We start from the raw sequence: 18,733 nt of genomic DNA, 5'->3' as shown, positions 1-18,733 counted from the left end.
CCGGACGCGCGAACCGGCCCCGTCCCTTCCCGGACGGGGCCGGTTCGTGTGCTCAGCAGATGCGGGGAAGCTGCTCCCCGAGCGGCAGGTCGAGTACGCGGGTGCCGCCGAGCCCGGTGGCGACGGTGACCATGCCGGGGTGCTCGGCCACGCACTCCCCGATCAGCGCGGCCCCGGCGCCCTGCGGGTGGGCGCGCATCGCGGCGAGCACGGCGTCGGCGTGCTCGCGGGGTACGAAGGCGACGAGCCGGCCCTCGTTGGCGACGTAGAGCGGGTCCAGGCCCAGGAACCCGCAGGCGTTGGCCACCTCGTCCGGCACCGGAACGGCCCGCTCGGTGATCCGGACGCCGGTGCCGGAGGCGCGGGCGATCTCGTTCAGACTGGCGCCGAGGCCACCGCGGGTGGGGTCGCGCAGGACGTGCACGTCCTTGGTGACGGCGAGCATGGCCGTGACCAGACCGGCGAGCGGCGCGGTGTCGGAGGCGATCTCGACGCCGAACTCCAGCCCCTCCCGCACGCTCATCACCGCGACCCCGTGCAGCCCGATCGGCCCGCTGACGAGAACGGCGTCTCCGGGGCGGGCGCGCTGAGGACGGATGTCGACGCCGTCGGGTACGAGGCCGACGCCGGCGGTGGTGACGTAGACGCCGTCGCCGTGGCCGGACTCGACCACCTTGGTGTCGCCGGTGGCGACGGTGACGTCGGCGGCGCGGGCGGCGGCGCCCAGCGCGCGGGCGACGCGGTCGACGACGGTGAGTTCGACGCCCTCCTCCAGCACGAACGCCGTGGACAGGTAGGCGGGCCGCGCGCCGCTCATCGCCAGGTCGTTCACCGTGCCGTTGACGGCGAGGTCGCCCAGGCAGCCGCCGGGGAAGAACAGCGGGCGCACCACGTAGGAGTCGGTGGAGAACGCCAGCCGGGCGCCGCCGAGTTCGAGTACGGCGGAGTCGGCGAGCCCGGCGAGGGTGGGGTTGCCGTAGGCGGGGGCGAAGACCTGGTCGATCAGCTCGGCGGAGAGGGCGCCCCCTCCGCCGTGACCCATGACGACCACGCCCTGGTCGCGCAGCGGGGCGGGGCAGGTCCAGTTGGCGGGGTCGATCGCGGGGGCGTCGGTGAGGTCAGCCAACGGGGTTCATCTCCTTACGCGGAACGCGCGATCCGCGCGGCGCGGGGCCGCCTTCCATGCGGCGGTACAGGTAGTAGGCGGCGCAGGCGCCCTCGCTGGAGACCATGGTGGCGCCGAGCGGGGTGCGCGGGGTGCAGGCGGTGCCGAACGCCTCGCACTCGGTGGGCTTGATGAGTCCCTGGAGCACCTCTCCGGCCCGGCACACGGCGGGTTCCTCGGTGCGGATGCCGGTGACGTCGAAGCGGTGTTCGGCATCGTAGGCGCGGTACGCCTCGGCGAGACGCCAGCCACTGGCCGGGATGGGGCCGATGCCGCGCCAGTTGCGGTCGGTGACCTCGAAGACGTCCTCGATCATGCGCAGCGCGGCGGGGTTGCCCTCCTCGCGCACGGCACGGGGGTAGGCGTTCTCCACCCGGTGCTCTCCGCGCTCCAGTTGGTGCACGGCGCGGCGGATGCCCTCCAGGATGTCCAGCGGCTCGAACCCGGTGACCACCATCGGCACCCGGAACCGCTCGGCCAGCTCGGGGTACTCCGCGGTGCCCATCACGCTGCACACGTGTCCGGCCGCGAGGAAGCCCTGCACCCGGCACCCGGGGGCGGTCATGATGGCCTCGACCGCCGGGGGGACCCGGACGTGGGAGACCAGCAGGCTGAAGTTGTCCAGGCCGAGCCTGCGGGCCTGGTGGACGGCCATGGCGTTGGCGGGTGCGGTGGTCTCGAAGCCGATGGCGAAGAACACCACCTGCTTCTCGGGGTGCTTGCGGGCCAGTTCGAGCGCGTCGAGCGGGGAGTACACCACGCGTACGTCGCCGCCCTCGCCCTTGACCCGGAACAGGTCGCGGTCGGTGCCGGGTACCCGGAGCATGTCGCCGAAGGAGCAGAAGATCACGTCGGGGCGGGCGGCGACCGCGAGGGCCTTGTCGATGACGTCGAGCGGGGTGACGCACACCGGGCAGCCGGGCCCGTGAATCAACTCGACCTCCTCAGGCAGGAGTTGGTCGATGCCGTGGCGGATGATGGAGTGGGTCTGACCGCCGCACACCTCCATCAGGGCCCAGGGCCGGGTGACGGTGGCCCGGATCTCGTCCAGCAGGCGGCGCGCCAGCGCGGGGTCGTTGAACTCGTCGATGTACTTCACCGGTTCTCACTCCCGCTTCCCTGTCGCTCGGCCTGCTCCCAGGCGTCGCCGAACTCCTCTTCCAGCAGCCCGAGTTGTTCGAACAGCTCCAGCGAGGCACGGGCCGACTCCTCGTCGAGCTTCTGGAGGGCGAAGCCGACGTGCACGATGACGTACTCCCCCACCCGCACATCGGGCAGATACTCGAGACACGCCTGTTTCCGCACTCCGCCGAAGTCGACGAGCCCGGTGAGCGGGTCGGCGCCTTCGTCGATGGCGACGACCTTGCCGGGCACTGCAAGACACATGGGTCACTCCGTCTCGTCTGGGGTGGTCTGATGGCCGGGCCGGCGGATCAGCGGGCGCGGCCCGGCCGGGGCACGCGGGCCGCGACCATGAGCTGGCCGAGCGCGAGGCCGCCGTCGTTGGGCGGCACCCGGCCGTGCCGCAGGACGGTGAAGCCGTCGGCGGTGAGCCGGGCGGTGCTGTCCTCCTCCAGCAGGGCGTTGGCGAAGACCCCGCCGGTCAGGGCCACGGTGGTCAGGCCGCTGGCCTCGCGGGCCCGTCGGCACAGCCCGGCGACGGCTCCGGCGACGCCCCGGTGGAAGCGGGCGGCGAGCACGGGCGCGGGCACTCCCCGGCGCAGGTCGGCGAGGAGGGCGCGCAGCACCGGGGCCGGGTCGGCCCGCGGTCCGGGTGCGAAGCCGAAGGCGTACTCCCCGCTGTCCGCGTCCCGGGCTTCGAGCGCGAGGGCTTCCAGGGCGAGCGCGGCCTCGGCCTCGTGGCCGGCGCGGTGGCAGGCGCCGGTGAGGGAGGCCACGGCGTCGAAGAGGCGGCCCATGCTGCTGGTCGGCACGCAGGCGATGCGGTGGGTCAACTGACCGTGCAGCACGGCGCGTTCGGTGTCCGTGCAGGCGGCCACGCTGGGCAGGTCGGGCGCCCAGTCGATACCGGCCGCCCAGAGCCGGGCCAGCGCCTGCCGGCAGGGGTTGGCGACACCCGCGTCCCCGCCGGGCAGCGGGGCGGGGACGAGGTGGGCGAAACGGCGGTACGCGGAGTAGTCGGCGAGCAGGATCTCGCCGCCCCAGACGGTGCCGTCGTCGCCGTACCCCGTGCCGTCGAAGGCGACGCCGATGACGGGGGTGGAGCCGTCGAGGCCGTGTTCGGCCAGGGCGGACGCGATGTGGGCGTGGTGGTGCTGGACCAGCACCGGTGCGGGCAGCCCGGCCTCGGCGGCGCGGCGGCGGGCGTGGGCCGTCGACTGGTAGCCGGGGTGCCGGTCTGCGGCGATGAGGCGCGGGGTGACACCGGTCAGGGCGGCGAGGTGGGCCTCGGCGCGGCGGGCTGCGTCCAGGGTGGCGAGGTCGCCCATGTCCCCGATGTGCGGGCCGAACCACGCCTGGCCGCCCTCGCCGAGGCAGAGCGCGTTCTTCAGGTCGCCGCCGACGGCGAGGGCGGCCCCGACCGGCACCGGCAGGGTCAGGGGCCGGGGGACGTGTCCCCGTGAGCGGCGCAGCAGTTGGCGGGTGCCGTCGGCGCGTACGCGGAGCAGGGAGTCGTCGCAGGGGGCGGCGATGGCGCGGTCGTGGGTGAGCCAGGCGTCGGCCAGTCCGGCGAGCCGGATGAGTGCCTGGGCGTCGTCGGTGACGATGGGCTCGCCGGAGCGGTTGCCGCTGGTCATCACGAGGACGCGGGGTCCGGGCGGGTCGCCGGGCAGGCCGAACAGCAGGGTGTGCAGGGGGGTGTAGGGCAGCAGGACGCCGAGGTGCGGGCTGCCGGGTGCGATGCCGTCGGCGAGGCGGGGGCCGTCGCCGGGGGTACGGGCGCGCAGCAGGACGATGGGGCGTTCCGGGGCGGTGAGCGCGGCCCGCTCGGCGTCCGTGAGGTGGGCGACGCTCTCCGCGGTGGCGAGGTCGGCGCACATCACCGCGAACGCCTTGCTGCCGCGTTCCTTGCGGGCGCGCAGGGTGGCGACGGCGCGCGGGTCGGTGGCGTCGCAGGCCAGGTGGTAGCCGCCGAGGCCCTTGACGGCGACGATCCGGCCCTGGGCGAGCAGGGCCCGTGTCCGGGCGAGGGCCTCGGCGTCGCGGGCCGGGCGTGCTCCGGTGCCTTCGGCGGGGATGAGGCTCAGGCCGGGTCCGCAGTCGGGGCAGGCGACGGGCTGGGCGTGGAAGCGCCGGTCGAGCGGGTCGCCGTACTCGCGGGCGCAGGCGGGGCACATCGGGAAGCGGGCCATGGTGGTGGCCGCGCGGTCGTACGGCATCGCGGTGGCGATGGTGAAGCGGGGGCCGCAGTGGGTGCAGGTGACGAAGGGGTGCCGGTGGCGGCGGTCGGCGGGGTCCGCGAGTTCGCGCAGGCAGTCGGCGCAGGTGGCGGTGTCGGGCGGCAACTGGGTGCGGCCGGTGGTGTGTCGGGTGGCCCGGATGGTGAACGTCTCGCCCGAGCCGGTGGCGGGGAGGTCCTCGTGGCCGATGGCGGTGACGGAGGCGAGCGGAGGCGGGTGTTCGGCGAGCAGCTCGCAGAACCGCTCCACGTCGGGCAGCGGGCCCTCGACCTCGATGACGACGCCGTCGGCGGTGTTGCCGACGAACCCGGCGAGGGCGTACTCGGCGGCGAGCCGGTGCACATGGGGCCGGAAGCCGACGCCCTGCACCGTGCCCCGCACGGTGAGACGGCGGCGCGTCCGGCCCGTCGCGGGGGCCGTCATGCGAGGGGGGCTGCGGCCGGGTCGTGGTCGTGGCCGTGGCCGCCGTGGGAGTGGCCGTGCGGTCCGGGGGCCAGCGGCGGGCGGTGGGCGGGCGGTGCGTGGCGGACGGCGAGGGCCCGCTCCAGCAGGGCGTCGACGCCGTCGCCGCTGCGCGCGCAGGTCCGTACCGTCTCCACGCCGGGGTTGACCCGCTGGACATTGGCGCGGAAGGCGGCCTCGTCGAAACCGGCGGGGGCGGCGAGGTCGGTCTTGGTGATGGCGACCAGGTGGGCGGAGCCGAAGGCGGTGGGGTACTTCAGGGGCTTGTCCTCGCCCTCGGTGACGGCCATGAGGGCGATCCGCAGGGTCTCCCCGAGGTCGTAGGAGGCCGGGCAGACGAGGTTGCCGACGTTCTCCACGAACAGCACCTGGGTGTCGGCGGGGAGCCAGCCGTCGAGGCGGTCGCGGACCTGGCCGGCCTCCAGGTGGCACAGCCCGTCGGTGAGAAGCTGCTGGACGGGGGCGCCGGAGCGGGCGAGGCGCTGGGCGTCGTTCTCGGTGGCGAGGTCGGCGGTGAGCGCGGCCACGGGGACACCGCGCTGGACGGCTCGGGCCAGGACGCGGCCGAGGAGTTCGGTCTTGCCGCTGCCGGGGCTGGACAGCAGGTTGACCACGGTGACGCCCCGTTCGGTGAGGTCCTCACGCAGGCGGGCGGCGAGATCGTCGTTCTTGGCCAGGACGGCCTGCTTGACGTCGGACCGGCACATGGGCACAGCTCCTCGGGAAGATCGGGGGCCCGGGCCGTGCCGGGCACGGCCCAGGGGTCTCACCGATCTTCGGGTCCGCCCGCCCCGGGGCCGGGCAGCGCAGCCGCGTGCGGGGGCCCGGATTCCATCGGGCGGCCCAACGGGGGCGTGGGCGCGGCCGGGTCGGCCAGCAGGACCGGGATCAGGGTGTGCAGCGCGTCGACGGCCTGTCCGACGGCCTCGCGCACCGGTTCGCTGAGGCCGGGGGCGATGTCCTCGTCCGGGCTGGGCAGCACGGCGGGCTCGCAGGCGAGGACGAGGACGCGGGGCAGGGGTTCGTCGCCGAGGTGGGTGGCGAGGGCGAGCACCTTCTCCGGGTCCATGCCGTGCGCCTCGGGCACGACCGTGCCGTCCGGGGGCTCGGCCTCGACCAGGGAGAGCGTGCCGGGGCGCTGTCCCCGGGGCGCGGCGTCGACGAGTACGGCGGTGGCGCAGCCGCCGAGCAGGGCGTAGGCGAGGTCCATGCCCCGGATGCCGAAGTCCCTTACGTGGGCGCCGGCCGGCAGCGGGCGGTGTTCGAGGGCGCGGATGACCTCGGGGCCGAAGGCGTCGTCGCCGAGGAAGATGTTGCCGACCCCGGCCACCAGCAGGGGTTCGGGGGCGGTCATCGGACGTCTCCGGGGTGCAGGGGGCGGGTGGTGGCGGCGGGGACCTTGCGGACGAAGGCCGAGCGCAGGACGTGGTAGGGGGCGGCGGGGTCGGAGAAGATGGCGTGCATCCGGGCGAGTTCGTCGCGCCGGTGGTCGGCGAGGGGGCGTACGGCCTCGTCGGCGTGGCGGGTGGCGGCCTTGGCGGCGATCCGGTCGGCCAGGCCCGGAGCGGTGGCGAGTTCGGCCGCGAGTGCCTCGACGGTACCCGCGAACTCGCCGGGCTTGGCGGGCAGGAGACGGTCCACCAGGCCGAGCCGGACCCCTCGGGCGGCGCTCACCGGCAGCGCCTCGGTGGTGAGGCGGCGCGCGGTCTCGGGGCCGGTGCGGCGGGGCAGGGTGTAGGTCCAGAACTCGGAGCCGTACAGACCCATGCGCCGGTAGTGCGGGTTGAGGACGGCGCCGGTGCGGCACCACACCTCGTCGGCGGCGAGGGCGAGCATGGCGCCTCCGGCGGCCGCGTTGCCCGCGAGCGCGGCGATCACCAGCCGGTCGGTGGTGCGCAGGACGGCCTCCACCACGTCGTCCATGGCGTTGAGGTTGCGCCAGGACTCCTCGCCGGGGTCGGGGGCGCCCTCGATGACGTTGAGGTGGATGCCGTTGGAGAAGAAGTCGCGGGCGCCGCCGAGGACGAGCACCGAGGTCGGGCGGGTGAGGGCGTACCGGTAGGCGGCCAGGAGTCTGCGGCACTGGTCGGTGCTCATCGCGCCGCCGGGGAAGGAGAAGCTCACGAAGCCGGTGCTTCCCCGCTCGCGGTAGCGGACGTCGGCGAAGGTCCGCCGGTCGGCCGGGAGGTCGAGCGGGGCCGGGATCTCGGGCAGGGCGGGGGCGTGCGGGGCGGTCCAGGAGGCGAGGACGGTGGCGGCGGGGCGGCGGAAGGGCGCCGGGTCGCCGGAGTTCTTGCGGGGGCGCAGCTCGGGAATCCACACGGCGCCGTCTCGGGTGGCGCGGCAGACGGCTCCGGCGCGGGTGGCGAGGAGGTCGCCGGGGCGGCCGCGGAGCTGGTCCTCGGGGTGGCCGCCGTGCAGGAAGACCTCGCGGCCGTGGAGTTCGTCGAGCACACCTGGCTGGGAGTCGGCGCCGCGCAGCTTGCGCAGGACGGTCCGGGTGTCGTCCCGCTCCCAGTCGATGCGGCGCCGGTCCTGGCGGAAGTAGTCGCGCCAGACGACCTCGGGCCAGTCGCCGGTCTGCGGGCGGGGCTTGTGGTCGCCGTCGGCGTACCGGCGCACGGCCCGGTGCAGGGCGGTCATGGCGGCGTCGGCGGCCTCGTTGCGGTACAGGTCGCTCTTCCCGGCCTCCGGTACGGCGAAGGGCTCGTCGGCCCAGACGGCGCCCGCGTCCAGGCCGGCCTCGGCCTGGAGGACGGTGACGCCCCACTGGCCGGCCTCCCCGTCGAGGGCCCAGTCCAGCGAGGAGGGGCCCCGGTCCCCGGGCGGGCCGGGATGCACGATCAGGCAGGTGTGCTCCCGCCACACGTCCTCCGGGAGCGCGGTCTTCAACATGGGCGCGACGATCAGCTCGGGGCGTCTGTCGCGTACGGCGGTACGGACGGGGTCGGGACCGTGGGTGGCGAGTACGACGTCCACCTGGTGTCCTGCGTCCGAGAGTTCGGCGTAGGCGCGCTGGGTGAGGCTGTTGAACGCGCTGGCGACCAGCAAAATGTCCATGAGACCGTATATTCGTCCATGTTCCGGACGTCATGTAGGACCATCGGAACGTTTCCTCACCCTCTTGCGGCCGCTTCCGCCCGCACCGGGGCATTCCGGTCCGTTCGAGGCGAGCAGACGTTCGCTCTACGGTCGGGAGTTCGGATACGGGGCGCGGAGCAGGTGGGGACGTCCGTAGTCCACGCGGCCCAGTGGGCGTCACTCGGTGTCCGATTTGCCCGTAGCGTCGGAGGTGACCGGCGGTCGGCCCGGCGGGTGCGGAGGCGAGGCGGGCGCGTGGTGGGTGGTGACGGGCGGCGGACGGGGCGCGGGCGTTCCGGGCCGGGCGCGCGGGGCGCGGTGCCGGGCAGCCGTCCGGCGTACTCCGTGCGGCTGCCCTCGGTGACCCGGCCCGTACCCCGTACCCCGGTGGCCGAGCGGACCGTGGGGTGGCTGCGGATCGCGGCGGCGTACGCGTGGCGGCTCATCCTGGTCGGGATCGTCGCCTGGGGCATCTTCAGCGTGCTGGGCCGCTTCCAGCTCATCGCCGTGTCCCTGTTCCTGGCGCTGGTCGTCACCTCGGTGCTGCGGCCGCTCGCCGATGTGCTGGACCGGTTCATGCCCCGTCCGCTGAGCGTGGCCGTCGCGCTGATCGGCAGCATCCTGCTGGTGCTGGGGCTGCTGGCGCTGGTGGGCAACGCGGTGGCGGGCGAGGCGACCCGGCTGGGCGGGGAGTTCCAGGGCGGGGTACACCGGATCGAGGAGTGGTTGCGGCAGCCGCCGTTCCGGCTGAGTCCGGGGCGGTTGGCCGGGTTCCAGCAGGAGGTGACGGACTATCTCTCCCGGCACCGGTCCCGCCTGTTCAGCAGCGCGGTGTCCGGGCTCGGCCGGGTGGTGGAGGTGATCACGGGCGGGGCGCTGGCGCTGTTCGCCGCGGTCTTCTTCATCCACTCCGGGGAGAAGCTTTGGAGCTGGGTGAGCGTCCGGCTGCTCCCGAGCGGGGCCCGGCCGGCGTGGGAGCGGGCGGGCCGGGCCGCCTGGCGGACGTTCGCCGGGTACACGCGAGGCATCATCATCATCGCCGCGACCAACGCGATCCTGGTCGGCATCGTGCTGTTCGTCCTGCGGGTGCCGCTGGCGCTGCCGCTGACCCTGCTGGAGTTCTTCGCCGCGTTCGTCCCCCTGGTGGGCTCTCCGGTGGCGCTCGGCGTGGCGACGGTCGTGGCCCTGGCCGGGCGCGGCCCGCTGACGGCCGCCGCGGTACTGGTGCTCATCGTGGTCATCGGCCAGTTGGAGGGGCACGTCCTGCATCCGCTGGTGATGGGCTGGGCGGTGCGGCTGCATCCCCTGGTCGTCGCGGTCTCCGTGATCGCCGGCAGCATCGTGGCCGGAGTGATCGGCGCGGTGGTGGCGGTACCGTTCGTCTCGGTGGCGTGGGCGGTACTGAGCGCACTACGGGCTCCTCCCCCGCGTTAGCTCGCCCTGCCGCCCAGCGCGACGCTGGCCTCCACGGCGTGCACGTCCGCCAGGACGCGGCTGTCGGCGGCGTTCGAGGCGAGGGCGAGGAGAAAGGCCGGGTGGTCGCCGGCGACCACCGTCAGTTCCACGCGGGCGGTGCGGCCGTCGTGCGGGACGTCCAGGGCGACGGTGTGGGCGGGGTGGCCGCCCAGTTCGGTGCGGCGGGACTCGGTGAGGGTGGGGGCCGCGTCCGGGAAGAAGAACGCGGCGTTGGAGCGGGCGGCGCCCTCGGCGGTCCGGCGCAGTTCGGCGCTCGGTACGGGCCGCCCGGCCGCGCCGGTCAGCACGGTGGCGTCCTCGGCCGGAGCGGCCTCGGAGGCGCGGCTGATCCGGGAGGAGAACGCGCCGAGCAACTCCCGGTCCGCCGCCGGGTCGTGACGCCAGCCCTCGGGCACGGAGTAGGAGACGCCCGCGCGGGTGTCGGTCACGCGCGGGCGGTCGTCGTCGCCGGACCAGGCGAGCGCGGCCCCGCCGCACGCGACGGTCACGCCGAGCGCGGCCAGCCCCGCCCACAGCCGCGGTGCCGGAGTCTTCGGTGATGGCGTCATGCCTTCAGCCTGCCCGAAGAGCCGGAAGTACGCCTGAGTGCGGGTACTCGGAAGCCGCCGTCCTGAGTAGCGGCCCCGTCCGGGCTGAGTACACGCGCTCAAGTGCCCGGTGAAGGGCGGCCCGTAGCGTCGGTGGTGCCGGAGCGGCGGGAAGCAAGGGGTGGGGTCATGAGCGGGTACGAAGCAGGGGGGACGCGGCGGCGGGGGCCGTGGCCGGTCGCCTACGTGGTGGTCGTCGGCGTGCTGACCGCGGGCGGGGTGCTGGCGAACCTGCTGCTGTGCTACGCCGCCGTTTTCGCCACCGACGACTGCGGCGTCCACCGCCCGGCCCCGCTGCACTGCACCGGCGGCGGTCTGCTGCTGATGTGGGGGCTGCCGTGGGTGGGCCTGGTGTGGGCGGCGGGCGCGGCGCTCGCGGTCGCGGCCCGGCGGCGCGGGCTCTGGCCGTGGTGCGGGCTGCCGCTGGGGGCGCTGGTGTACGCGGGCGGACTGGTGCTGGCCTGGCAGGTGGTCGTCGCATGACGGTGCGCGGGCCGGCCCGTGGGCCGGGTCCCGCGCACGGTGGGCTGCGGGGGCGTCAGCCGTTGGCCAGTGCCCGCAGCCTGGTGAGCGAGCCGTTGAACTTGTCGTGGTCGCCCACCGTCTTGCCGGAGGAGGTGTACTGCCACATGGTGTGCGTGGACCAGCCGGCCGGCAGGGTGCCGGGGGTGGAGGCGTAGCGGGCGATCCACAGCGGGTTGGACGCGGCGAAGCCGGAGTAGTCGCCGGTGCAGTCCTTCCACCAGTTGGTGGCCGTGTAGATGACGGCGGAGCGGCCGGTGCGAGCCTGGTAGCGGTTCAGGAAGTCCCTGATCCAGCTCACCATCGCGCTCTTGGACTTGCCGTAGCAGGACGCCCCGTAGGGGTTCCACTCGATGTCCAGGACACCGGGCAGCGTCTTGCCGTCCTTGGACCAGCCGCCGCCGTGGTCGACGAAGTAGTCGGCCTGGGTCTTGCCGCTGCTGGTGTCGGGGGTGGCGAAATGGTACGAGCCCCGGATCATGCCCACGCTGTAGGGGCCGTCGTACTGCTGGGTGAAGTAGGGGTTCTGGTAGTACGTGCCCTCGGTCGCCTTGGTGTAGGCCCACTTGGTGCCCGCGCCCCACAGGGTGGACCAGGCGACGTTGCCCTGGTGGCTGGAGACGTCCACGCCTTCGGTGTGGGTCACCCGGAGGCCGGCGGACCGGTCCGCCGCCAGGGGCGCGCCCCCGTCGTGGGCGCGTACGCCCACGCCCATGTAGGCGCTGCCGCGCGGGGCGGTCGGCCCGCCGGAGTGGGGCACGGCGGCGGGGGGCGACAGGAACAGGAGGAGGCCGGTCAGGACGCCGGTGAGACCAAGGCGTGAGCTGCGGCCGCTGGGGAGGAGTATGTCGCTTAGCACGTCATCCATCTGACCCGCCATCGGGCCGTACCGCACGCGGGGTACCGCCGGGCGAAGGCGTCTCTTGGGCCATGCGGGTGGCCCGGCCGGGGAGCGCCCCGGCCGGGCCGGCGAGGGGCGGCGCGTCAGCCGTCGATGCGGTGCTGGGTCCAGAAGGAGGTGAGGTCGGTGCTGGTGGCGGCCTGGGCGGCGGCCTTGAACTCGGCCGTGGTGGACACGCCGTACCAGTGGGCGGCGGCGTAGTCCTTCAGCAGCTTGGCCATCGCGGTGTCACCGAGGACGCGGCGCAGGTCGTGCAGGGCGCACTTGCCGTAGCCGTAGACGACGGTGGAGTAGCGGGAGGAGTGGGCGTCCCAGTAGGCCATCGAGTTGGTGATCTTCTCGGCGCTGGAGGCCCAGGAGACGCTGCTCCAGCAGCCCGAGCCGGTCTTGCCCTGGGCGAGGTCGGTGGCGTAGTCGGTGAAGGACTCGTCCAGCCAGGGGGTGTTGTACTCGTCGTCGCCGACGATGCCGTACCACCACTGGTGGCCGATCTCGTGGGTGAGGGCGGTGGTGCTGACCAGGTCGAGGACGAAGCCGGGGTACTCCATGCCGCCGAACCAGAAGTTGTTGTCGATGACCGCGTCCAGTTCCCCGTAGGGGTACGCCCCGAAGCGGCCGGCGTGGGCGTCGACCGCGCTCTTGGCGGTGCTGAGCATCGACTGGGCGCTGGTGGAGCTGATGCCGGAGACGGAGTAGACGTTCACCGGGACCCCGCCGGGCGAGGTACCGGAGATCTTGCTGAAGGGCCCGGCGGCCCAGGCGAAGTCACGGACCTTGGACGCGGTGGCGGTGGTGACCGTACGGCCGCTGCTGCCTGGGGTGTCGGCGGAGGTGCCGGTGGCGGGGACCAGCAGGGTGCTGGGGTGATCGAGGGTGACCTTGAAGTCGGCGGCCAGCGAGTAGAAGGACTCGCCGTTGTTGGTGTACGGGTCCAGGTGCCAGCCGGAGCCGTCGCGGACCGCGAGGACGGGCAGCGCGTTGCCGATGAAGCTGAAGGCGCCGTCGTGGCCGAACCGGTCGGCACCGTCGGGCACGGTGATGCCAAGGTCGAAGCCGATCGTGGCGCTCTGTCCCTGGGCGAGCGGGGCCGGAAGCGTGATTTTCAGGGCGGTGCAGGCGACGGAGAGGTCGCCCGCCGTGCCCCCGGTGACGTTGCTGATCTTGATGGGCGGCGCCGAGCAGGTGCCGTGGTAGTTGTCCCACAGCCGGAGGTAGACCTCGCCGAGCGCGGTGGCGGAGGCGTTGGTGAAGGTGGCGCTCTGGTGGCCGTTCCAGACGGTGCCCGTGCTGTCGCTGCTGAGGCTGACGGTGTAGGCGGGCGCGGCCGGGGTGCGCACCGCGTCGGCCGGGGGCGGTGTGGTGCCGCCCGAGGTGTCGAGCGCGATGTCGTCCAGGACGAAGCTGGTCTGCAGGCTGGAGTCCTCGGTGCCGGTGAAGGCGAGGTTCACGGTCTGGCCCGCGTAGGAGGAGACGTCGATCGTCTTGCGGACGTAGCCGGAGGCCCGGTCGAGGTTGGAGTAGGTGGCGAGCGTGGTGGAGCCGACCTTGGCCGTGAGCTTGTCGTATGCCGTGGACGAGGTGGTCTCGGCGGTGTCGACGTGCAGGTAGAAGCTGAGCGTGGCGGTCGTGCAGCCGCCCGGCACGGTGACGCTCTGGGAGAGCGTGTCGGTGCGGGTGCGGCCGGTGCCGTCGAGCCAGGCGAACGAGGTGCCGCCGTGGGCGCTCTGGCCGGTGCGGCTGGTGATGAGCCCGGAGGGGGACTCGGTCCAGGGTGAAGTGCCGTTCTCGAAGCCGCCGTTGACGACCGACTGGGCCGGGGTGCACGCGGCGGCGGCCGAGGACTCGGGCTGGGCGGCGGTGGCGGGGAGGGCGAGGGCGATCAGGGCGGCGGCGGTGAACACGCCGGTGGCGAGCGCCCGGTGGGGGGTGGGTCTCACACGCTACTCCTTTGGCGGCGGCCGGGGTCCGGCCTGCTCGGTGGCCGGGCCGGGCGGGTTACGCCGGGGCGGCCGTGGGGCGGGGCTGCGCGAGCACTGCGCCACGCCCGTGCGGGCGTGGCTGCCGAAAGGGTGACAGATTTGACCAGGGCATGCCAGACGGTCGGCCGGGGCGCCGGTACCGCCGGGCGAGCGGCACCGGCGCCGGGCCGGATCAGGCCGTGCGCAGCTCCATGAACACCGCGCGCAGCCGGGTGCCGTCCGGGCCGGACCAGCCGGTCGCCACATGGCCGACCGCGCCCTCGGGACGGCCGGGTACCTCGGGGCCGGGGACCGGGCGCAGGACGCGGTGGACGTGCAGCACGGTGCCGTGGGGTGCGGGCAGGTCGGTGCCGTCCGCGTCGTCGACGGGGGCCGGGGTGTGGGCGGCCGACGGGAGGGGCTCGCCGGTGTGGGAGCGGGTGACCTCGTGGTCGGGGGTGTCGGTGATGCTCTGGGCCATGGCCTGCGCGGTGCCGCCGATCAGGGCGAGCAGTTCGGTGGTCAGCACCGGATCGTGGCAGCCGTCGTAGACCCACCGCTTGCCCAGGACGCCGTGTTCCGTGGTGCCGATCAGACCGTCCTCGGCACCGGCGAGAGGAGCGTCACGGTAGGTGAGCGGGACCAGGTAGGCGGTGGGTTCGGGGGTGGAGCGGTCGGTGACCACCATGAACTCGATGCCGACCTCGCCCGCCGGGTCGTCCAGCCGGAAGCCGCCGGTGCGCTCCAGCTCGGGCGTGCCCGAACCCCGGTACCAGGGGCGGCCGGGAAGCCAGGAGGTGAGGAGTTCGACCTTGGTCGGAGTGAGGGTGGTCTTGTGGATGACGGCCATCGAGCGGTGCCCCTCCTGCGTACGGTGACGGAACCTCTGGAGTCTTCCACACCGGACCTGGGACAACTGTGACCTGCGGTGCCGCAGTTGACGTGTTCCGGCTTCTGGTGGCGGGGGCCGCCCCGGAGGTATACAAGGCCGGTCGAGGGCGCGGGGAGCGCCGGGCCGGAACCGAGGGGGACGATCTCATGGCGCGTGACAAAGAGACGGCGAGACGGCGTCGGCGGGCCGGGCTGGGGGCGCTGCTCGGCGGCTGCGCGCTGGTCGCCGGTTCGGTGGTCCCGGCGGCGGCACAGCCCCATGGCCATGGCACGGAGTACGTGGCGCTGGGCGACTCGTACACCTCGGGCCCGCTGATACCGGGCCAGGTGGACGCCAACTGCGCCCGCTCGAACCGGAATTACCCCTCGCTGGTGGCCTCCGCGCGGCGGGTGGGCGCCTTCGAGGACGTGAGCTGTTCCGGCGCGACGACCGCCGAGATGTGGGCGGCGCAGGGCAGCAACGGTCCCCAGTTGGACGCGCTGAACCGGGACACCGACCTGGTCACCGTGCAGATCGGCGGCAACGACGTCGGCTTCGGCTCGATCATCGCCACCTGCGCCCGCCTCGGCGCGGCCGACCCGACGGGCAACCCGTGCGAGCGCTCGTACCGGGCGGCCGGATACGACGAGTTGACGGCTGCCGCCGCCCGTACGGCGCCCAAGGTGGACCGGGTGCTGCGGGCCGTCCACGCGCGGGCCCCGCACGCCCGCGTGCTGCTGGTCGGCTACCCCGACCTGCTGCCCGACGACGGCTCCGGCTGCTTCCCCACCGTGCCGTTCGCGCGCGGCGACTTCCCGTACCTGCGCGACACGGGGAAGCGGGTCAACCTGATGCTGCGCCTGGTCGCGGCCTGGAACGGGGTGGAGTACGTCGACACCTACGGACCCACGGTCGGGCACGACATGTGCAAGGCGCCCGGTGAGCGCTGGATCGAACCGCTCCGGCCGGCCTCCCCCGCCGCGCCCGCCCATCCCAACGCCCAGGGCGAGGCGGCGATGGCGCGCGCCGTGCTGGACAAGCTGGACCGGGGACACGGCCGGCGCTGACCGGCCGCGCCCCCGGACGGGGGCTCAGTCGCCGAGCGCCCCGAGGACGACGGCCTGGGCCTCCTCCTGCACCCGCGCGAGGTGGTCCGGGCCGAGGAACGACTCGGCGTACACCTTGTACACGTCCTCGGTGCCCGACGGGCGGGCGGCGAACCAGGCGTTGGCGGTGGTGACCTTGATGCCGCCGATGGGTGCGCCGTTGCCGGGCGCCTCGGTGAGGACGGCGGTGACCTCCTCGCCGGCCAGCGTGTCGGCGGTGACCTGGGCCGGGGACAGCTTGGCGAGCAGCGCCTTCTGCTCGCGGGTCGCCGGGGCGTCGATGCGGGCGTAGGCGGGCTCGCCGAAGCGCTCGGTGAGGCCGGCGTAGTGCTCGGAGGGGGTGCGGCCGGTGACGGCGGTGATCTCGGAGGCGAGGAGGGCGAGAAGGATGCCGTCCTTGTCGGTGGTCCACACCGAGCCGTCGCGGCGCAGGAAGGAGGCGCCCGCCGATTCCTCGCCGCCGAAGCCGAGGTCCCCGCTGAGCAGTCCGTCCACGAACCACTTGAAGCCGACCGGCACCTCGACGAGCCTGCGGCCCAGGTCGCCGGCGACCCGGTCGATCATCGTGGAGGACACCAGGGTCTTGCCGATCCCGGTCGCCTCCGGCCACTGGTCGCGGTGGCGGTAGAGGTAGTCGATGGCGACGGCGAGGTAGTGGTTGGGGTTCATCAGTCCGGCGTCCGGGGTGACGATGCCGTGCCGGTCGGCGTCCGCGTCGTTGCCGGTGGAGAGGGCGAACCGGTCGCGCTGCTCGATGAGCGAGGCCATGGCGTACGGCGAGGAGCAGTCCATACGGATCTTGCCGTCCCAGTCCAGCGTCATGAAGCGCCAGGTGGGGTCGGCGTGCGGGTTGACCACGGTCAGGTCGATGTCGTGCTCTTCGGCGATCCGGCCCCAGTAGCCGACGGACGCGCCGCCGAGCGGGTCGGCGCCGATGCGCAGGCCGGCGTCCCGGATCGCGGCCAGGTCCAGCACGCTGGGCAGGTCGCCGACGTAGGCGCCGAGAAAGTCGTACCGGCCGGTGGTGTCGGCGGCGAGCGCGCGGGCGTAGGGGACGCGGCGTACGTCCTTCAGGCCGCCCGCGATGATCTGGTTGGCGCGGTCCTGGATCCACGAGGTGGCGTCGGAGGGGGCGGGGCCGCCGCTCGGGGGGTTGTACTTGAAGCCGCCGTCGGCGGGCGGGTTGTGTGAGGGGGTCACGACCACGCCGTCCGCGAGGCCGGTCGTGCGGTCCCGGTTGTGGGCGAGGATGGCGTGCGAGACGGCCGGGGTGGGGGTGTAGCCGTCCGCGCTGTCGATGAGGACGGTGACGCCGTTGGCCGCGAACACCTCCAGCGCGGTGACCTTCGCGGGCTCGGACAGGGCGTGGGTGTCGGCGCCGAGGAACAGCGGGCCGTCGATGCCCTGGGCGGCGCGGTACTCGCAGATCGCCTGGCTGGTGGCGGCGATGTGGTCCTCGTTGAACGCGGCTGCCAGGGACGAGCCCCGGTGTCCCGAGGTGCCGAAGGCGACCCGCTGGGCGGGGTCGGCCAGGTCCGGGTGCAGGGCGTAGTACGCCGTGACCAGGCGGGCCACATCGACAAGGTCCTCCGGACCGGCCGGAAGGCCGGCTCGCTCGTGCGCCATGGGTCCGCTCCTCCGCATCGTTCTCTCTCGAAACGCTCAGGGCCATTTTGGCTTGTCAGGGCCCGTACCAGCGAACGGACCCACCCCAGCCGGCGTCCGCTGCCGCGTACACCGGGCACGCTCTGCTTCACCGGCGGGGAGCCCGCGTCCGAGTTCATCTGCCCCACCGGGCTCGTGTGCAAGCATGGCCGGGACGCGAGGGGCCGGAGGGGGAAGCGTGATAGGCGGGGATGCTCTGCTGCTGCGGCCCTGGCGGGCGGCGGACGCGGCGGAACTGGTGCTGGTGCAGCGGGGTGACGCCGCGCTACGGCGCTGGACGGGAGCGGCCGTGGACGACGAGGCGGCCGCGCTCGCGTGGATCGCCGAGCAGGCGCGGGGATGGGAGACGGGCGAGCGTATGGGGTTCGCCGTCGTGGCGGCCGACTCGCCCGGCACATCCGATTCCTTTCGCGGGGAAGGCGAGTTGCTGGGTCACATCGTGCTCAAGGACGTGTTCTCGGGGGACGGCCGGGCCGAGGTCGGCTACTGGACGGCCGCGCGGGCGCGGGGCCGGGGTGTGGCCCCGCGCGCGCTGACGGCGTTGACCGGGTGGGCCTTCGACCGGGGGCTGACCCGGCTGGAGCTGCTGCACCAGATGGACAACACGGCGTCCTGCCGGGTGGCTCTCAAGTGCGGCTACGAGCGGGCCGGGGTGCTGCCCGCCGCACCGCCCGAGTTTCCCCTCGACGGGTGCCTGCATGCCCGGCTTCGGGACGGTCAGGGGAGGATGGCGTCCACGTAGCCGCCGTCCACGCGGAGGGCTCCGCCGGTGGTGGCCGATGCCTGGGGGGAGCTGAGGTAGACGACCATGTTGGCGATCTCCTCGGGCTCGATCAGGCGCTGGATCAGGGACTGCGGGCGGTAGTCGCGCATGAAGACCCGCTGGGCCTCGTCCCAGGGCAGGTTCTTGTCCACGAGTTCGTAGACGAAGTCCTCCACGCCCGCGGTGTGGGTGGGGCCCGCGATGACGGAGTTGACGGTGACGCCGGTGCCCGCGGCCTTCTTGGCGAAGCCCCGGCTCACCGCGAGCAGGGCGGTCTTGGACATGCCGTACTGGATCATCTCGGCCGGGATGACGACGGCCGAGTCGCTGGCGATGTACAGCACGCGTCCCCAGCCGCGGTCGGTCATGCCGGGCAGGTAGAGCCGGGTGAGCCGGACGGCGGCGAGGACGTTGATCTCGAAGTAGCGCCGCCACTCGTCGTCGGTGAGTTCCAGCGGGTCGGCGGCGCCGAAGATGCCGAGGTTGTTGACCAGGATGTCCACCTCGGGCAGGTCGCGCAGCAACTGCTGGGCCCCTTCCTCCGTGGACACGTCGGCGGCGGCCGCGACGAACTCCGCGCCCGGGGCCTGGGTGGCGAACTCGGCGATGCTCGCGGAGACACGTTCCTTGTCGCGGCCGTTGACGGCGACGCGGGCACCGGCGCGGGCGAGGCCCAGCGCGATGGCCGCGCCGATGCCCTGCGTGGAGCCGGTGACCAGGGCGGTACGTCCGCTCAGATCGAGGTGCATGGTGCGGGGGTTCCTTCCGGTACGGGTGCGGCGGCTGCGCCCAGTGTGCGGGGGTGGGGCGCGGC

The 18,733-nt window shown here is 73.8% G+C and carries 17 protein-coding genes; 4 read left to right on the top strand and 13 right to left on the bottom strand.

Going from position 1 to position 18,733, the window contains the following annotated elements; translation table 11 throughout:
• Positions 1-52: 52 nt before the first annotated feature.
• From hypE to E5082_RS24395, 7 genes are read right to left on the bottom strand one after another with little or no spacing between them, the layout of a single operon-like run.
• Positions 53-1,126 carry a hydrogenase expression/formation protein HypE gene (gene hypE / locus E5082_RS24425; RefSeq protein WP_135793405.1) on the bottom strand — a complete coding sequence of 358 codons (1,074 nt, stop codon included), beginning with the start codon at positions 1,124-1,126 and terminating at the stop codon, positions 53-55.
• Positions 1,119-2,264, bottom strand: coding sequence for a hydrogenase formation protein HypD (gene hypD, locus E5082_RS24420; RefSeq protein WP_135793404.1), 1,146 nt, complete (start codon positions 2,262-2,264; stop codon positions 1,119-1,121). The genes hypE and hypD overlap by 8 nt, the downstream gene beginning before the upstream one ends.
• Positions 2,261-2,551 (bottom strand): HypC/HybG/HupF family hydrogenase formation chaperone, encoded by a 291-nt coding sequence (locus E5082_RS24415; protein WP_086695079.1) that lies wholly within the window; start codon positions 2,549-2,551, stop codon positions 2,261-2,263. The genes hypD and E5082_RS24415 overlap by 4 nt, the downstream gene beginning before the upstream one ends.
• Before the next feature lie 47 nt (positions 2,552-2,598).
• Entirely contained in the window at positions 2,599-4,950 is a 2,352-nt protein-coding gene (hypF, locus tag E5082_RS24410; RefSeq protein WP_135793403.1) for a carbamoyltransferase HypF, read from the bottom strand.
• Positions 4,947-5,696, bottom strand: coding sequence for a hydrogenase nickel incorporation protein HypB (gene hypB, locus E5082_RS24405; RefSeq protein WP_135793402.1), 750 nt, complete (start codon positions 5,694-5,696; stop codon positions 4,947-4,949). Before hypB ends, hypF begins: the two co-directional genes overlap by 4 nt.
• 59 nt (positions 5,697-5,755) lie before the next feature.
• On the bottom strand, positions 5,756-6,343 hold the full coding sequence (locus E5082_RS24400) for a hydrogenase maturation protease (RefSeq protein ID WP_135793401.1): 588 nt from the start codon (positions 6,341-6,343) through the stop codon (positions 5,756-5,758).
• Positions 6,340-8,049 carry a hydrogenase maturation protein gene (locus tag E5082_RS24395; RefSeq protein WP_135793400.1) on the bottom strand — a complete coding sequence of 570 codons (1,710 nt, stop codon included), beginning with the start codon at positions 8,047-8,049 and terminating at the stop codon, positions 6,340-6,342. Before E5082_RS24395 ends, E5082_RS24400 begins: the two co-directional genes overlap by 4 nt.
• A gap of 276 nt (positions 8,050-8,325) precedes the next feature.
• Between E5082_RS24395 and E5082_RS24390 the strand changes: the two genes are divergently transcribed.
• The gene (locus E5082_RS24390) at positions 8,326-9,504 is read left to right on the top strand and encodes an AI-2E family transporter (RefSeq protein WP_373310004.1); all 1,179 of its coding nucleotides are present in this window, start codon (positions 8,326-8,328) and stop codon (positions 9,502-9,504) included.
• On the opposite strand, the gene E5082_RS24385 is transcribed toward E5082_RS24390, so the two are convergent.
• Positions 9,501-10,094: a hypothetical protein gene (locus E5082_RS24385; protein WP_135793398.1), complete on the bottom strand. Its 594-nt coding sequence runs from the start codon at positions 10,092-10,094 to the stop codon at positions 9,501-9,503. The genes E5082_RS24390 and E5082_RS24385 overlap by 4 nt on opposite strands.
• A 168-nt stretch (positions 10,095-10,262) precedes the next feature.
• Here E5082_RS24385 and E5082_RS24380 point away from each other — a divergent pair, with 168 nt between their 5' ends.
• Positions 10,263-10,616: a hypothetical protein gene (locus tag E5082_RS24380; RefSeq protein WP_135793397.1), complete on the top strand. Its 354-nt coding sequence runs from the start codon at positions 10,263-10,265 to the stop codon at positions 10,614-10,616.
• Positions 10,617-10,671: 55 nt separating this feature from the next.
• Here E5082_RS24380 and E5082_RS24375 read toward each other — a convergent pair whose 3' ends face one another.
• The 3 genes from E5082_RS24375 to E5082_RS24365 all read right to left on the bottom strand — a co-directional run bounded on the left by E5082_RS24375 (position 10,672) and on the right by E5082_RS24365 (position 14,364).
• Positions 10,672-11,523, bottom strand: coding sequence for a lysozyme (locus E5082_RS24375; RefSeq protein WP_135793396.1), 852 nt, complete (start codon positions 11,521-11,523; stop codon positions 10,672-10,674).
• A gap of 116 nt (positions 11,524-11,639) precedes the next feature.
• Entirely contained in the window at positions 11,640-13,493 is a 1,854-nt protein-coding gene (locus E5082_RS24370) for a M1 family aminopeptidase (RefSeq protein WP_135793395.1), read from the bottom strand.
• A gap of 214 nt (positions 13,494-13,707) precedes the next feature.
• Positions 13,708-14,364 (bottom strand): maltokinase N-terminal cap-like domain-containing protein, encoded by a 657-nt coding sequence (locus tag E5082_RS24365; RefSeq protein ID WP_135793394.1) that lies wholly within the window; start codon positions 14,362-14,364, stop codon positions 13,708-13,710.
• 188 nt (positions 14,365-14,552) lie between these two features.
• Between E5082_RS24365 and E5082_RS24360 the strand changes: the two genes are divergently transcribed.
• The gene (locus E5082_RS24360) at positions 14,553-15,452 is read left to right on the top strand and encodes an SGNH/GDSL hydrolase family protein (protein ID WP_135793393.1); all 900 of its coding nucleotides are present in this window, start codon (positions 14,553-14,555) and stop codon (positions 15,450-15,452) included.
• Positions 15,453-15,476: 24 nt separating this feature from the next.
• Here E5082_RS24360 and pgm read toward each other — a convergent pair whose 3' ends face one another.
• Entirely contained in the window at positions 15,477-17,117 is a 1,641-nt protein-coding gene (gene pgm, locus E5082_RS24355) for a phosphoglucomutase (alpha-D-glucose-1,6-bisphosphate-dependent) (RefSeq protein WP_135793392.1), read from the bottom strand.
• A 184-nt stretch (positions 17,118-17,301) separates the two neighbouring features.
• Here pgm and E5082_RS24350 point away from each other — a divergent pair, with 184 nt between their 5' ends.
• Positions 17,302-17,898: a GNAT family N-acetyltransferase gene (locus E5082_RS24350; protein WP_135793391.1), complete on the top strand. Its 597-nt coding sequence runs from the start codon at positions 17,302-17,304 to the stop codon at positions 17,896-17,898.
• On the opposite strand, the gene E5082_RS24345 is transcribed toward E5082_RS24350, so the two are convergent.
• On the bottom strand, positions 17,874-18,668 hold the full coding sequence (locus tag E5082_RS24345; protein WP_135793390.1) for an SDR family NAD(P)-dependent oxidoreductase: 795 nt from the start codon (positions 18,666-18,668) through the stop codon (positions 17,874-17,876). The genes E5082_RS24350 and E5082_RS24345 overlap by 25 nt on opposite strands.
• Between the last annotated feature and the right edge of the window lie 65 nt (positions 18,669-18,733).

The organism is Streptomyces griseoluteus (genome assembly GCF_004784465.1).
Taxonomy (GTDB): domain Bacteria; phylum Actinomycetota; class Actinomycetes; order Streptomycetales; family Streptomycetaceae; genus Streptomyces; species Streptomyces griseoluteus.
The sequence above is the reverse complement of the archived record's forward strand: the minus strand, read 5'-3'. Positions and strand labels throughout refer to the sequence as shown.